Consider the following 13931-nt stretch of genomic DNA (forward strand, 5'->3'; position numbering starts at 1 on the left):
CGAATAGAGTTGTGGTGCGGTCATTTCGCGTCCCCCGACCCGCCCGAGGTGTTCCCGGCGGCGGGTGATCCCGGTGTGAAGCCCGGCCCCAGGTAGGCGAAACCGCCACTGCTGTACCGGCCGCCGAGGTCTTCGACGACGATGGTGCTTCCGCCGCCTGCGGCGGCAGCGACGGTGACGATGTCGTCGTCGTACCGCAGGTACTCGCGACCGCCGTCGGCGCTGCGCGCCGCCGGTTCCCGCTCGTCGACGAGGCGGGACACCGTGGTGCCCACGGGATCCGGACTGTAGTAGGTCTCGACGTCACCGGTGCGGTCGCGCAGTTCGTAGGTGTCGGCGATCCAGTCCCGTACCGGCGCACCGCAGCCGGCGGAGAACAGCGTCATCACACCGAGCACGATCACGGCGACCGCCCGCTTCACGGTTGCCACCGGCTCTCGGTCTCGACGATCACCGACTCGTCCCGGTACGGATACAGATGCCAGGTACGCCAATGCCACTGCCCGTCGGCCGCGGCCGCGGTCAGGACGGTGAGCGCGTCGCGGTCGCCGGGGAACGCGGCGCACAGCCAGCCGGACCTGTCGGCGGCCTTCGCGCGGAGCGTCTCGGCACGGCGGCCCAGTGCGCGGCGGGACACCGACTCGGTGCGGCTCGCGAACCGGTAACCGCCCCGGTGTTCGGCGTCGGGCAGCGGCCGGCCACCGGCACCGATCGCGTCGCACGACACCTGCTCGGTGAGGGTGCGGCCCCGTGCGGTCGCGGTGACCACGTGCGAGGCGCCGAGCACACCGAGGGTCAGCGCCCCGGCGACGGGATCGGTCAGGTTCAGTGCCACCAACGGGCGGGGGGCCGGTGCGTCGACGACGAGACCGAGCCGGCCGGCGGACACGTCCCGGGACTCGACGTCGAGCAGGTGCACGGTCACCGTGCGGGACCGGCGTGGATGACGCCGAGTTCACCGCGGGTGACGGCGCGTCCGGTCGACACCTCCCAGGACGCGGTGCGTGCCCACCGTTCGAACGACAACAGGCCGGTACGGTCGGCGGTCGCGTAGTCGGCGTAGTCCACGGTGCCGGTGGGGGCGGTACCCGTCGTGCCCTCCGCGGTGAACCGTGCGGTGCCGCGTTCGATCTGCCGGTACACGCGGTCGTCGAGGATCACGTCGCCGCCCGGTTCCAGGCCCGTGCCCTCACGACGGATCCACAGCGTCATCTCGAGTTCGCCCTCGTCGTTCTCGACGGTGAGCCAGCGGCGGCCGGTGGATCCGTCGAGCAGGTGCTCGTGCCAGCGGTAGCCCTCCTCGTCGAGGGTGATGGTGCCGCGCACCACGTGATCGATCCCCGCGTAGGAGATGATGTCGCCCACCCCGATGGCGTACGGGTCCCACACCTCCGGGAAGTCGGCGAGCGGATCGACCCGTGCTGCCGGTGGCCGCTTCCGGGCCCGGATCACGACGACGGTCGCCACGACGACGAGCACGATCAATACGACGATCAGAATCTCGGTCACTGCGGTGAAGCCCCCTCGGATATACGTCGGGGCCGACCTTACCGGCGTCGAGTGAGGCGTCTCGCGTCGCGGTTGCGGCGTGGTTCTCGACACCCGCGGCTCGCCGGACGCCTGTTTCCGGGCCGTCCGTGTGCACAATCTATGGGCCGGACCAACGGCCCGGTACACGTGGACGAAGGACCTCGCCGCACGCTGTTCGCCGCCCGCCCACGGAAGGCCGGTATGAGTTCCACCGAGAACGTCATCGATCCGCATCACGGCACACTGCGCAGTCCCCGCTTCTGGCTCGGACCGATCCTCGTGGTGACCGCCCTGATGGCGGCGCTGTCCTATCTGTACCTCGGCAGCATGATCAGCCCCGCCGACAACCTGCGGAAGTTCCCCATGGCGATCGTCAATCAGGACGTCGGGGACGTGATGCCGGGCTCGGACGTCCGCCGGAACCTCGGCGACGAGATCACCGCGGGAATCCTCGACGGCATCGACCCCGAGCGCATCGACCTGCAGCCGATGGGTATCTCGGCGATGAACTCCGGGCTGGACAGCGCCGCCCTGTACGGCGCGATCGTCATCCCCAGCGACTTCACCAAGCGAACCGCGATCCTCGCGCAGGGCAGTGTCGTGCCCGGTGACATCGAGAGACCGATCCTCACTGTCTACACCAATCCTCGTACCGGCACGTTCGGCTCGAACATCACCCAGACCATCGCCGACCAGGCCATGACCACGGTGAACACCACGATCGGCGAACAGCTCACCCGCACCGTCGAGGACACCCTCGCCACGAGCGCCCCGGATCTCCAGTTGTCGGGGGGAAGCCGGATCACGCTGGCCGATCCCATCGACGTCCGCGTCGTCGCCCACCGGCCGCTGCCCGACAACACCGGCGCCGGACTGTCGGCGTTCTACTACACGCTGCTGCTGATCCTCGCCGGGTTCACCGGCGGCATGATCGTCAACACCATGGTCGACCAGTCCCTCGGCTTCCTGCCCGCCGAGTACGGCCCGCGGTTCATCGCCCGCGAGACGACCCATCTGTCCCGGATGCGGGTACTGCTCGTCAAGTGGGGAATCATGCTCGTCGTCGCGATGCTGGCCTCGGGCGTGTTCCTCGCGATCGGGACCGCGCTCGGGATGCCGTTCCCGCGTGCGCTGCTCATGTGGGAGTACGGCACCCTCGCGATCACCGCGGTCGGTGTGACCGCGCTCGCCGTCGTGTCGATCTTCGGCCAGGCCGGCCTGCTCGTGAACCTGCTGCTGTTCATCGTTCTCGGACTGCCGTCGTCCGGCGGCACGGTGCCGCTCGAGGCGATGCCGCCGCTGTTCGAGTGGCTCGCGACCTTCGAGCCGATGCATCAGATGTACATCGCGACCCGCGCGATCCTGTACTTCGACGGCCGCGGCGATGCGGGCCTGACGCACGGGTTGTGGATGACGATGCTGGGTCTGGGTATCGGACTGGCGCTGGGCGCGGTGATCACGATGATCTACGACAAGCGCGGGTTCCATCGTCGCCGCGACGCCGCCACCTTGCCGGCGTAGAAGCCCTGACTCCGGCCGGCCCGCCGTGTTGTACTGGTTCGACGCGTCCACCGACCGGACGATCCAGGGGGCCCGATGGCCGAATCGGTATCGACGGACACCCGGAGCGACGGCGAGCCGATCCCGCCGCCGCGTCGGAAGCTGCCGATCTTCACGATCGTCGCGCTCGCGATCGTCGCGTTCTTCGTCGGTGGGATCGGCGGGTCGTTCCAGGGCGAGCTCACCGAGGTCCAGAAGAACGACAACGCCTCGTTCCTGTCGCGCACCGCGGAATCGACGCTCGTCGCGGACGAATCCGAACGCTTCGTGCCGGTCCAGTACCTGCCCGGTTTCGTGGTGTTCCATCGCGACAGCGGACTCACCGATGCCGACCGCGCGGCCGTCGAGTCGGCGCGCACCGCGATCACCGGAGTCGAGGGTGTCGACGTCGAGGGGATGACCCCGACCGAGTTCTCGGCCGACGGCACCACCGCCGCGATGTTCGTGCCGTTGCTCGCCAGCCGTGACGGCACCGACGTCACCGGCGATCAGCTCGTCGCCACCGAGGAAGAGGTGCTCGACGCCGCGCGCACCGCCGCCGGGGACACCGGGCTCGAGGTGTATCCGGCCGGGGTCGGCGGGCTGCTCACCGCGTTCATCGGCGCGTTCGAAGGCATCGACAGTTCGCTGCTGCTCACGGCGCTCGGCGTGGTCGTGCTGATCCTGCTCGTGGTGTACCGATCGCCCGTGCTGTGGGTCTTCCCGCTGCTGTCGGCACTGTTGGCACTGGGTGCGGCGTCGATGATCGTCTACTTTCTCGCGGACGCCGACATCATCACGCTCAACGGTCAGAGCCAGGGCATCCTGTTCGTGCTGGTGATCGGTGCCGGCACCGACTATGCGCTGCTGCTGGTGTCGCGCTATCGCGAGGAACTGCACGCCTACCCGAACCGGTTCGACGCGATGATCCGTGCGTGGCGGGAATCGGTGGGGGCGATCACCGCGTCGGCGGTGACCGTGACGGTGGCGCTGCTGTGCCTGATGTTCTCCGAACTCAACTCCAACAAGGGCCTGGGCCCGGTCGCGGCGATCGGTATCGCCTGCACCTACGTGGTGATGATGACCTTCCTGCCGGTGTCGCTCGCGGTCGCGGGACGATGGGTGTTCTGGCCTCGCCGGCCCCTGCCCGACCACGCCGTCGACCTCGCCACCCACGGAATGTGGGGGCGGATCGCGTCGTGGGTGGGGCGGCATGACCGTCCGGCGTGGATCGGAACGACCGTCGTGCTGATCGTGTTGTGCGTCGCCGGCATCGGCAGCCTGCACACCGACGGACTCACCACCACCGAGAGCTTCACGACGAAACCCGACGCCGTGACCGGCCAGGAGCTCTACACCGAGAAGTTCGCCCCCGGTGCCGGTGCGCCCGCGGTCGTCACCGCGAACGCCGACGCCGCCGATGCGGTGATCGCGGCGATCTCCGGTGTCGAGGGCATCGCGACCGGTCCGGGCGCGGTGTGCCCGCAGATCGACTACGCGAAGGCGCGGGCACTGCTCGCGGCGAACCCCGGTCTCGCGGCCGCACCGGCCGAAGGATGCGCGCCACCGGTTCTGACCGTCGCGCCGGTCGACGGCCGCACCATGATCAACGCCGAACTCGCCGACTCCTACGATTCGCCCGCCGCCCTCGCCACGATCGAACGGCTGCGCGACGCCGTGCACGCGGTACCGGGAGCCGATGCGAGGGTCGGCGGAAACACGGCCGCGACGCTGGATGTGCAGCAGTCGTCGGTACGCGACCGGAACCTCATCATCCCGATCGTCCTGGCAGTGATCTTCGTGGTGCTGGCGGTGCTGCTGCGGTCGCTGCTCGCACCCGTGTTGCTCATCGCCACCGTGGTGTTGTCGTTCGCCGCGACCCTCGGGGTGAGCGGGTTCTTCTTCACGCACGTCTTCGGGTTCGCCGGCGCCGATCCGGCGTTCCCGTTGTTCGCGTTCGTGTTCCTGGTGGCGCTGGGCATCGACTACAACATCTTCCTGATGACGCGGGTCCGGGAGGAAACCGGACGGAACGGCACTCGCTCCGGGGTGCTGCGCGGCCTGGCCGTCACCGGCGGCGTCATCACGTCCGCCGGTGTGGTGCTGGCGGCGACGTTCTCGGTGCTCGGCATCCTTCCGCTGGTGTTCCTCGCCGAGATCGGTTTCGCTGTGGCGTTCGGGGTACTGCTCGACACCATCGTGGTGCGCAGCATTCTCGTTCCGGCGCTCGCCCACGACATCGGCCGGGCCATCTGGTGGCCGTCGGCGCTGGCGCGCGGGCGTCCGTAGATCGTCCTCGACCTCACCACAAACGAAACGCGCTCAACCGCAGGACAACCGCGCACGGTCTTCCGCGCACGGCTGTCTCCGCCGCGTGCGGGTCAGGGAATCCGGTGGGTGAATTGTCGGACCGGACGCGCACACTGTACCGATGCGAACGGTCCTGGTCCCCGATACCGCATCGGGCGGTGAGATACCCGGCGCGAGCTTCATCTCCGTCGACGGGGACGGCCGGCCGCTCACTGCGGCGACGCACCATCGCGATGTCGCGGAGGCCGTGCGCGCCGTCGAAGCCGCGGACCGGCCGCGGTGGATCTGGTCGAACACCGCCACCGTGTATCCGCTGCTCCTGCGAGCCGGCGTGCGGGTGCAGCGCTGCCACGACCTGGCGACCACACGCGCGATCCTCGGTATGCGCGCAGGTCTGCCGGTTCCACCGGGCGACGAGCCGATCGACGATCGGCCCGGCTTGTTCGACACAGCGCCCCCCACCGACCCGAATGCGGTGGTCGCCGAGTTCGCCGAGCAGCGCGGGGTGCTGGCGGGCAACGGGCGGCTCGATCTGCTCGTGGCGGCCGAATCGGCGGGCACGCTCGCGGCCGCCGAGATGGGATTCGACGGCCTGCCGTTCTCCGCCGACGCCCACCGGCGGCTGCTCGAGGAAGCCCTTGGGCCGCGCCCGATCGGCTACGACCTGCCCGTCCGGATCGCGGAGCTGAACGAACGGATCGGCGACGCGTTCGGGCGCCGGCTCAATCCGGCCTCCCCCGCCGAGGTGATCGACGCGTTCCGGCGCGCCGGGATCGAGCTGACATCGACCCGCAAGTGGGTGCTGCGGGAGATCGAGCATCCCGCGGTGCCGTTGCTGCTGCAACACCGGGACCTGTCGAAGCTGTTCAGCACCAACGGCTGGCACTGGCTCGACACGTGGGTACGGGGCTCGCGGTTCCGGCCCGTGTACGTGCCGGGCGCGGTGGTGTCGGGACGGTGGGCCAGCCGCGGCGGCGGCGCACTGCAGATTCCGAAATCGTTGCGCTCCAGCGTCATCGCCGATCCCGGGCACACGTTCGTGATCGCGGACGCCGGGCAGCTCGAACCCCGCATCCTCGCTGCCGTGTCGGGCGATCGACGAATGGTCGCGGCAGCCGGCGCCGACGACCTGTACGCGCCGGTCGCGGCCGACGTGTTCGGCGGGGACCGCGGCAAGGCGAAGGTCGCGATCCTCGCCGTCCTGTACGGCGGAACCTCGGGCGACGCACGCCCGCTCCTGCCGCTGCTGCGCAGTCGTTTCCCGGTCGCGGTCGACTACGTGGAACGCGCGGCCCGCGCCGGTGAGCGCGGCGAGGTGGTGCATTCGTGGCTGGGCCGGGCGTGCCCGCCACCGGAGGACGGATTCCACGAACGCGGCGATGCCCGGTCCCGTGGACGCTTCACCCGCAATTTCGTCGTGCAGGCCACCGCCGCCGAATGGGCACTGTGTGTGCTGGCGGAACTGCGCCGCCGGCTCCTGACGGATCCGGATCGGACCGTCGGCGAGCTGGTGTTCTTCCAGCACGACGAGGTGGTGGTGCACACCCGCAACCCGGAGGCTGCGGCCGCGCACATCGAGGCGTCGGTCGCCGTGGCCACCCGATTGCTGTTCGGGGACACGGCTGTCCGCTTCCCGATGAAGATGTCGGTGCGCACCAGTTACGCAGAGGACGATCCGGCGTCGGCCGGTACGGAGGCCGACGAGTAGACCGTTTCGGTCCACAGGTGGGTCGCCGCGTAGGCCCGCCACGGACTCCACGGTTCCGCGCGGGCTTCGGCTTCACCGGCCGTCGCGACGCCGAGCGCGCGCCGCAGCACCAGATCGCCCCCCGGGTAGGCGTCACGATCGCCGAGGGCACGCACCGCGAGGTAGTCGACGGTCCACGGCCCGATACCCGGCAGCGCCAGCAATTCGTTGCGGAAATCCGGCAGTGCGGGGCTCAGTCCGTCGGCAGCGGCACGTGCCAGTACCTGCACTGTCCGGGCGCGCGCCCGGGTCAGCCCCACCGCGGCGCGCAACTCGTCGGGGTCGGCGTCGGCGAGTCGGTGCGGCAGTGGGAAACACATGAATCCGCGCGGCGCGGGCTCGCCGTAGGACGCGACGAGCCGCGCGGTGAAGGTGCATCCGGCCGCGACACTGACCTGTTGGCCGATCACCGTCTGCACCGCCGTGTCGAACCAGTGCGGAGAACCGAGCACCCGCAACCCGGGGCGCGCGGTGACGAGCGGCGCGAGCAGCGGATCGGCGCTCAGGGCGGTGTCGACGGCAACCGGGTCGGCGTCGAGGTCGAGCCAGCGACGCACGGTCTGTTCGAGTGCGGGTAGGTCGTCGCGGTGCGCGGCGTCGATGGCCGCCCGCACGGTCGGGGCGCGGTCGAACGTGACGGTCACGAGGGCCGGGCCGTGTGCCCCGCGCACCGCCCTCGTGTGGCTGCCGATGGTCGTGTCGTGCCGCTCGAGTCCGGGCACGGTGTGGCCGCGCAGCGATGCGAGCAGCGGGGCTGCCGCGAACGGTTCAGCCACCGGAAGGTCGACGAGTGTGCTCATCCCGACGCCTCCAGGTGCAGCAAGGCGCGTTTGGCGTCGACCCCACCGACGTACTGTCCGATCCCGCCGTCGCTGCGCACCACCCGGTGGCACGGAACGATCACCGGCAAGGGGTTCTTCGCACACGCGGTGCCGACCGCCCGGACCGCACGGGGGCTTCCCGAGGCCGCTGCAACCTCCGCGTAGCTGGCGGTGTGCCCGTAGCCGATCTCCGGAAGATGCACGATGACGTCGCGCCGGAAACCGGTGGCGAGCCGCAGATCGAGCGGCAGATCGAAGGCGTGACGGCGGCCGTCGAAGTATTCGTCGAGTTGCCGTGCCGCGGTGTCGAGGCGCGCAGGCGCCTCGAGGATGCGGGGGCTGATGCGGGTGGCGAGGTCGTCGAGGATGTCGTCGTGTCCCTCGACGGAGAACGCGACCCGCACGATTCCGCTGCCGGTGGCGGCCACGAGCAGCGGGCCGACCGGCGAGTCGACGACGCGGTACGCGAGGTCGAGGAGCCCGGCGGTCTGTGCGTCGACGACGAGCCGGGTGTGCAGCCAGGCGAGATCGGTCGCGGACGCCTCGGGGTGGGGAAGAGTCATCACCGGATTCCTGTCTCGACTTGGTAGTGACGCCGCAGCGCCGCGCGTCCGTCCGCTGCCGCGCGGCGTGCCGCGTCGGTGCTGTTCCCGAGGATCGCCGCGATCTCCGCGTACGGCAGTCCCGCGACGTGGTGATAGACGACGGCGGCGCGCTGCGTGAACGGCAGTGCCGCGACCGCCTGCCACAGCTCGTCGTCGCCGGTGCCGGGCACGCCGGTGGCGGTGGGCCTGTCCGGCAGGGTCTCGACGGGCACGGGAATGCGGGCGCGCACGCGGTGCACGTCGATCGCTTTGCGGTGTGCGATGGTGACCAGCCACGCCTCGACGTTGCTGCCGGGTTTCAGATCCGGGTAGGCCCGCAATGCAGCGAGGAACGTTTCGGACCAGGCATCGTCCGCGTCCACCGGTCCGAGCAGTGCGCGGCACACACGCAGCACGGTTGCTCCGTGGGTCGCGACCACCCGTTCGAAGGGCGGTATCCGCTCAGGCCGGGGCATGGAGGGACCGGGATTCGCGGTCGAGGAGGAACCGCTTGCGGTCGAGCCCGCCCGCGTAGCCGGTGAGGGTGCCGTCGCTGCCGATGACCCTGTGGCACGGAACCACGATGCTCACGGGGTTCCGGCCGTTCGCGGCTGCGACCGCACGGATCGCCGTGGGCCGGCCGATCGCGGTCGCGAGCTCCGTGTACGTGCAGGTGGTGCCGTAGTCGATCGCCCGCAGCGCAGCCCAGACACTGCGCTGGAACTCTGTCCCGGTGAGCGTGAGCGGCATGGTGAATTCGGTGCGGCCACCGGTGAAGTACTCGTCGAGCTCCTCGCGGATCTGCTCGAATCCGCGGTCGGTGTGCGGGCCGAAGGTCGCCGGGTCGGGCCGGTGGCGGTGCTCGGTGAGGTAGAGCCCCGACAGCGCTCCGTCGGTGGTCACCAGGGTCAGGTCGCCGATCGGCGAGTCGATCACGGTGTGTGCTCGCGCTGCGTCCACGATGTCGATCCTTCCATGCGGGGCCGGGGTCTCGTCCGGTAGACGCTGCGACGCCCGCAAACGTGAGATCGACTCGGATGGGTCGGGCCGGGCACCGTCGGGCAGGATGATCCGGTGATCTCTCTACCCGCCGTGCCGTTGCTGTCCTCCGTCGTCGATGCGACCCGCACCGCGCTGGACCGCACGGTCGAGACCGCGGTGTTCGCGGTGTCCGTGCCGGGCCGGGTCGCGGCACTGCTCGACACCGCCGAGGCACTGGTCGCCCGCGTGGACGCGGTGGTCACCGACGCGGCCGCCGCGGTCGCGCACGCCACGTCCGTCATCGACTCGACCACCGCGGTCGTCGCCCATGCCGCCGCGGTCGCCGCCCGCGCGCAGGACGTGGTCGACTCGGCGGGACGCAGCGCGGACACCGCCGATGGGCTGCTCGACACCTACGGTCCCCTCGCCCGGCAGGCCGCTCCCCTGGCCTCGCAGTTCATCGAGGAACTCAGCCCGGAGGAGGTGCACGCCGCGGTGTCGATGCTCGATCAGTTCCCCGACCTCGCCGACCACATGCGTGCTCTCATGCCGATCCTCGGCACCCTGGAGTCCGTGGCCCCCGAGATTCACGAACTGCTCGGCGTCGCCAAGGACGTGCGTCACGCGATCGTCGGGGTGCCCGGGTTCGGCTTCCTGCGGCGGCGCGGCGAGGACAAGGAAGACAACGGCGACGACTGATCGTCACGCCCGGTAGGCGTCGGCCCCCGCCCGGCTGAGCACGAGCCGCGACAGCACCGCTCGCGACGAGAGCTTCAGCAACGCGTCGACCATCTCGACGACGTCGTTCACCTCGAGCATCTCGTTCGCCGGGATCTTCTCCTTGATCCAGTCCGACATGTCGGTGTCGACGTACGCAGGGGCGATCGCCGACGCACTGATCCCGTTGCCCGATTCCTCGGCGTTGAGGGTCTCGACGAGGGAGATCAGCGCGGCTTTCGTGGCACCGTAGACGGACAGTCCCGGTTCGGAGAACACGCCGGTGATCGACGACAACGCAATCACCTTCGCACCCCGGTCGGGTTCGGCGGCGGCAGCCGCGCGGAGCAGCGGAAGCGACGCCTGCAGCAGCGCGAACGGTGCGGCCAGGTTCACCGCGAGGGTCTTGTCGAACCGTCGCATGGGGAATTCGGCGATGGTGCCCGCGGTTCCCACCCCGGCGTTGAGCACGAGAGCCCGCATCGTCCCGAAAGTCGTCTCGTGGGCGCCGACGACCTGCTCGGCGGCAGCCGGGTCGGCCAGATCGACGGCGACGGCCCGCACCTCGGGTGCGCCCGCCGCGAGCAGTTGCGCGGCGACCTTGTCGAGCCGTTCCGGGTCGCGGGCGCTGATCGTCAGCCCGTAACCCTGCCCGGCCAGGCGGGTGGCGACCCCGAGGCCGATACCGCGCGAAGCGCCGGTGACCAGCGCGCTGCGAGAACTCACGACGTCTGTCCCTTCAGGGCCTCCAGGCCCGCTGCCACGAAGGCCGGGACTGCTTCGCCGGCCTTGTCGAATCCGTCACCGACGGTCGCGCCGACGCGCCACCGGTGGTTGATGCCCTCGGCGATCACGGCGAGCTTGAAGTTCGCCAGGGCGAGGTAGAAGTCCCAGTGCGCGATGTCGCGGCCGGACGCGACCGCGTACATCTGGGCGAGGTCGCCGGTGGACGGCAGGCGCGGGCTCGTCCATGCGGCGGGCATCCCGAGCACCAGGTCGAGAGCGGGATTGCGGTACACGCACATCAACGCCAGGTCGGTGAACGGGTCGCCGAGCGTCGCCATCTCCCAGTCGACCACGGCCACGACCTTGCCCACGTCGTCGTGGGAGAGGATGGTGTTGTCGATGCGGTAGTCGCCGTGCACGATCGACGGCGCAGGCGATTCGGGAATCGAATCGGCGAGCGCCGCGTGCAGCCGGTCGATGTCGGGCAGGTCGCGGGTCTTGACCCGGCCCCACTGTCCGGCCCACAGCTTCACCTGCCGGGTCACGTAGCCGTCGGGGCGCCCGAACTCGCCGAGCCCGACGGCGCGGTGGTCGACGTTGTGGAGTTCGGCGAGAACCCGCACGAGTTCTTCGGTGCACGAATCGATTTCGGTATCTGTCAGGCTGTCGAGATCGTCGGTGCTTCGGATCACGCGGCCGTCGACGCGCTCGACGACGCTGAACGGTGCTCCCATCACCGTGTCGTCCTCGCACAGCGCGACGGTGCGCGCGACCGGGACGGCGGAATCCTGCAGCGCGTGTGCGACCCGGTATTCGCGGGCGACGTCGTGTGCCGACGGTGTGAGTCCGGAGGTGGGGGGACGACGCAGCACCCAGGCGGAGGAGTCGTCCGAGATGCCGTAGGTGAGGTTCGACTTGCCGCCGGAGATCAACTCGGCCCGCAACTCGCCGTCGACGGCGACTCCCGCGGTGTCGAGGAATCGGCGCAGGGCAGGAAGATCCAGTCCTTCGTGCCGCACGACGGTCACGACTGTGCCGTCTTCGCGGCGGCCGCCTTGCGGGCGGCGCCGACGGTGCGCTTGGCGATGGCCCAGCGATGTACCTCGGACGGCCCGTCGTATACGCGGAACGGGCGGACTTCGCGGGACAATCGCGCGAGCGGCAGGTCTTCGGACACGCCGAGACCGCCGCACATCTGCACCGAACGGTCCACGATGCGGAAGATCGCCTCGGCCGCGAAGGTCTTGGCGATGGAGGTTTCGTTCGCCGCGTGCGATCCGCCGTCGAGTGCCCAGCACGCGTGGACGAGCAGCGCCCGGGTGGCCGCGATGTCGATCTCGTTGTCGGCGACCATCTTCTGGATCATCCCGAGATCGCCGAGCCGGGAGCCGAAGCCTTCGCGTTCGGCGACATATCCGACGGCGATGTCGTGGCCGCGGCGGGCGGCGCCGAGCCAGCGCATCACGTGCGTCATGCGGGCCGGTCCGAGCCGGACCTGCGCGTAGGCGAAGCCCTCGTCGGGCTTACCCAGCACTGCCGAATCCGGAACGAAGAGGTCTTCGAAGAACACCTCGCAATGGCCGCCGATCATCGACTTGTCGAGGGTGCCGATGTGCCGCCCGACCTTCAGGCCGGGGGTGTCGGCGGGGGCGAGGAACATCGTCGCGCCACCGCGCTCGCCGGGTTCCCCGGAGGTACGGGCCATGATGATGAAGAATCCGGCACCGTCGGCGCCGGTGATGAAATGCTTGTGGCCGTTGATCTTCCATCCACCCGAGACCTTCTCGGCACGGGTACGCAGCGCGTTGGGGTCGGCTCCGGCGCCGGGAGCGGGTTCGGTCATAGCGAACGCGGACCGCACGTCCCCGGCCGCGAGGGGCGCCAGGAACTGCTGCTTCTGATCGTCCGTCGCGATGTGGGCGAGCATGTGCATGTTGCCTTCGTCGGGTGCCGCGATGTTCAGCGCGGTCGGCCCGAACAGGGAGTAGCCGGCAGCCTCGAAGACCGGCGCCCGGTCGACCATGCCGAGGCCGTGCCCGCCGTATTCGACCGACACGTGCGGGGCGAAGACACCGGCGTCCTTGGCGGCCTTCTGCAGTTCGACGCGGGCGCTCTCGCCACCCGCGACGGCGATGTCGCCGCCGTGCGCGTCCTCGACGGGCAGCACCACGTCGCGGATGAACTCCTCGGTCTTCGCGACCAGTTCGACCACCCGGTCCGGGTAGGACAAATCGACTGCCATCGCCACTCCTTCCGTCACCGACCGATCGATCGCTCGGTCTGCCCAACGGTGGCACATCGACCCTGCGAGGGTCAACCCCGAGAGGAGCCCGTCAGCGAGCGCCGACGGAACTGCGCGCGATGGCCAGATACCGCTCGACGATCTCGTCCGGGGACAGTGGCCCGTCGGCCCGATACCAGGTGGCCACGGCCACGCACATCGTCGTCACGGCCCGGCTCGCATCCTCCGGATAGACGGTCGCGAACTCCCCGGCGTCGACGCCTTCCCGGACGATGTCGTCGATCATGCGCTGCTGGATGTCCCGCAAGGCGACGAACGCCTCCCGGCTCTCCGGTTCCATGCTGCGCATCTCGGTGGACGCCACGAACGCCTCGTTGCGCCGGAACATGTGGAAACGCAGCAGCGACTCGACGACCGCGTCGAACCGTTCCGACGGCGTCGGCCCCGCCTCGGCCAGGGCCCGGCGGCTGCGGTCGAGCAGGTCCTCGAGCACCGTCGTGGTCAACGACACCAGCAGTGCCTGCTTCGACGGATAGTGGTGGTACAGACCGGGAACCGAGAGTTCGGCACGAGCGGCGACCTCGCGGATCGAGGTGCCGTCGTAACCGCGTTCGGCGAACGCGTCGAGCGCGGCGGCCAGCGGCTTCGGCAGCACCGCCGGTTCGTAGGTGCGCCACGAGCCGGGGCTGCCGGCGTCCGAATCCTCTCGGGTGTCCATGGATAACACCGTAGGC

Annotated in this window: 15 protein-coding genes; 4 read left to right on the forward strand and 11 right to left on the reverse strand. The window is 70.0% G+C overall.

Features of this window, described 5'->3' with window-relative positions:
* Positions 1-20: 20 nt before the first annotated feature.
* The 3 genes from A8G15_RS11955 to A8G15_RS11965 are packed head-to-tail and all read right to left on the reverse strand — an operon-like array spanning position 21 to position 1509.
* Positions 21-431: a DUF4247 domain-containing protein gene (locus A8G15_RS11955; protein WP_068159315.1), complete on the reverse strand. Its 411-nt coding sequence runs from the start codon at positions 429-431 to the stop codon at positions 21-23.
* On the reverse strand, positions 419-925 hold the full coding sequence (locus A8G15_RS11960; protein WP_068159318.1) for a DUF2617 family protein: 507 nt from the start codon (positions 923-925) through the stop codon (positions 419-421). The genes A8G15_RS11955 and A8G15_RS11960 overlap by 13 nt, the downstream gene beginning before the upstream one ends.
* Positions 922-1509: a DUF4178 domain-containing protein gene (locus A8G15_RS11965; protein ID WP_068159319.1), complete on the reverse strand. Its 588-nt coding sequence runs from the start codon at positions 1507-1509 to the stop codon at positions 922-924. The genes A8G15_RS11960 and A8G15_RS11965 overlap by 4 nt, the downstream gene beginning before the upstream one ends.
* 222 nt (positions 1510-1731) lie before the next feature.
* Between A8G15_RS11965 and A8G15_RS11970 the strand changes: the two genes are divergently transcribed.
* The 3 genes from A8G15_RS11970 to A8G15_RS11980 all read left to right on the forward strand — a co-directional run bounded on the left by A8G15_RS11970 (position 1732) and on the right by A8G15_RS11980 (position 7087).
* Complete coding sequence (locus tag A8G15_RS11970; RefSeq protein ID WP_068159385.1) at positions 1732-3051, forward strand: YhgE/Pip domain-containing protein; 1320 nt, start codon at positions 1732-1734, stop codon at positions 3049-3051.
* A gap of 75 nt (positions 3052-3126) precedes the next feature.
* Positions 3127-5358 (forward strand): MMPL family transporter, encoded by a 2232-nt coding sequence (locus tag A8G15_RS11975; protein ID WP_068159321.1) that lies wholly within the window; start codon positions 3127-3129, stop codon positions 5356-5358.
* A gap of 142 nt (positions 5359-5500) precedes the next feature.
* On the forward strand, positions 5501-7087 hold the full coding sequence (locus A8G15_RS11980) for a bifunctional 3'-5' exonuclease/DNA polymerase (protein WP_068159323.1): 1587 nt from the start codon (positions 5501-5503) through the stop codon (positions 7085-7087).
* On the opposite strand, the gene A8G15_RS11985 is transcribed toward A8G15_RS11980, so the two are convergent.
* From A8G15_RS11985 to A8G15_RS12000, 4 genes are read right to left on the reverse strand one after another with little or no spacing between them, the layout of a single operon-like run.
* Positions 7039-7926 (reverse strand): DNA-3-methyladenine glycosylase family protein, encoded by an 888-nt coding sequence (locus tag A8G15_RS11985; protein WP_068159325.1) that lies wholly within the window; start codon positions 7924-7926, stop codon positions 7039-7041. The two genes, A8G15_RS11980 and A8G15_RS11985, sit on opposite strands and share 49 nt — an antisense overlap.
* Positions 7923-8510, reverse strand: a complete 588-nt coding sequence (locus A8G15_RS11990; protein ID WP_068159328.1) for a methylated-DNA--[protein]-cysteine S-methyltransferase — start codon at positions 8508-8510, stop codon at positions 7923-7925. Before A8G15_RS11990 ends, A8G15_RS11985 begins: the two co-directional genes overlap by 4 nt.
* Positions 8510-9007: an RNA polymerase sigma factor gene (locus A8G15_RS11995; RefSeq protein ID WP_068159329.1), complete on the reverse strand. Its 498-nt coding sequence runs from the start codon at positions 9005-9007 to the stop codon at positions 8510-8512. Before A8G15_RS11995 ends, A8G15_RS11990 begins: the two co-directional genes overlap by 1 nt.
* Positions 8994-9491, reverse strand: coding sequence for a methylated-DNA--[protein]-cysteine S-methyltransferase (locus A8G15_RS12000; protein ID WP_068159331.1), 498 nt, complete (start codon positions 9489-9491; stop codon positions 8994-8996). Before A8G15_RS12000 ends, A8G15_RS11995 begins: the two co-directional genes overlap by 14 nt.
* Before the next feature lie 114 nt (positions 9492-9605).
* Here A8G15_RS12000 and A8G15_RS12005 point away from each other — a divergent pair, with 114 nt between their 5' ends.
* Positions 9606-10211 carry a ribulose 1,5-bisphosphate carboxylase large subunit gene (locus A8G15_RS12005; protein ID WP_068159333.1) on the forward strand — a complete coding sequence of 202 codons (606 nt, stop codon included), beginning with the start codon at positions 9606-9608 and terminating at the stop codon, positions 10209-10211.
* 3 nt (positions 10212-10214) lie between these two features.
* On the opposite strand, the gene A8G15_RS12010 is transcribed toward A8G15_RS12005, so the two are convergent.
* The 4 genes from A8G15_RS12010 to A8G15_RS12025 all read right to left on the reverse strand — a co-directional run bounded on the left by A8G15_RS12010 (position 10215) and on the right by A8G15_RS12025 (position 13915).
* Positions 10215-10955, reverse strand: coding sequence for an SDR family NAD(P)-dependent oxidoreductase (locus A8G15_RS12010; RefSeq protein ID WP_068159335.1), 741 nt, complete (start codon positions 10953-10955; stop codon positions 10215-10217).
* Positions 10952-11983, reverse strand: coding sequence for a phosphotransferase family protein (locus A8G15_RS12015; RefSeq protein ID WP_068159337.1), 1032 nt, complete (start codon positions 11981-11983; stop codon positions 10952-10954). Before A8G15_RS12015 ends, A8G15_RS12010 begins: the two co-directional genes overlap by 4 nt.
* Entirely contained in the window at positions 11980-13197 is a 1218-nt protein-coding gene (locus A8G15_RS12020; protein ID WP_068159339.1) for an acyl-CoA dehydrogenase family protein, read from the reverse strand. Before A8G15_RS12020 ends, A8G15_RS12015 begins: the two co-directional genes overlap by 4 nt.
* 91 nt (positions 13198-13288) lie before the next feature.
* Complete coding sequence (locus tag A8G15_RS12025) at positions 13289-13915, reverse strand: TetR/AcrR family transcriptional regulator (protein WP_068159341.1); 627 nt, start codon at positions 13913-13915, stop codon at positions 13289-13291.
* Positions 13916-13931 lie beyond the last annotated feature (16 nt).

Source organism: Rhodococcus phenolicus (assembly GCF_001646785.1).
Lineage (GTDB): Bacteria > Actinomycetota > Actinomycetes > Mycobacteriales > Mycobacteriaceae > Rhodococcus > Rhodococcus phenolicus.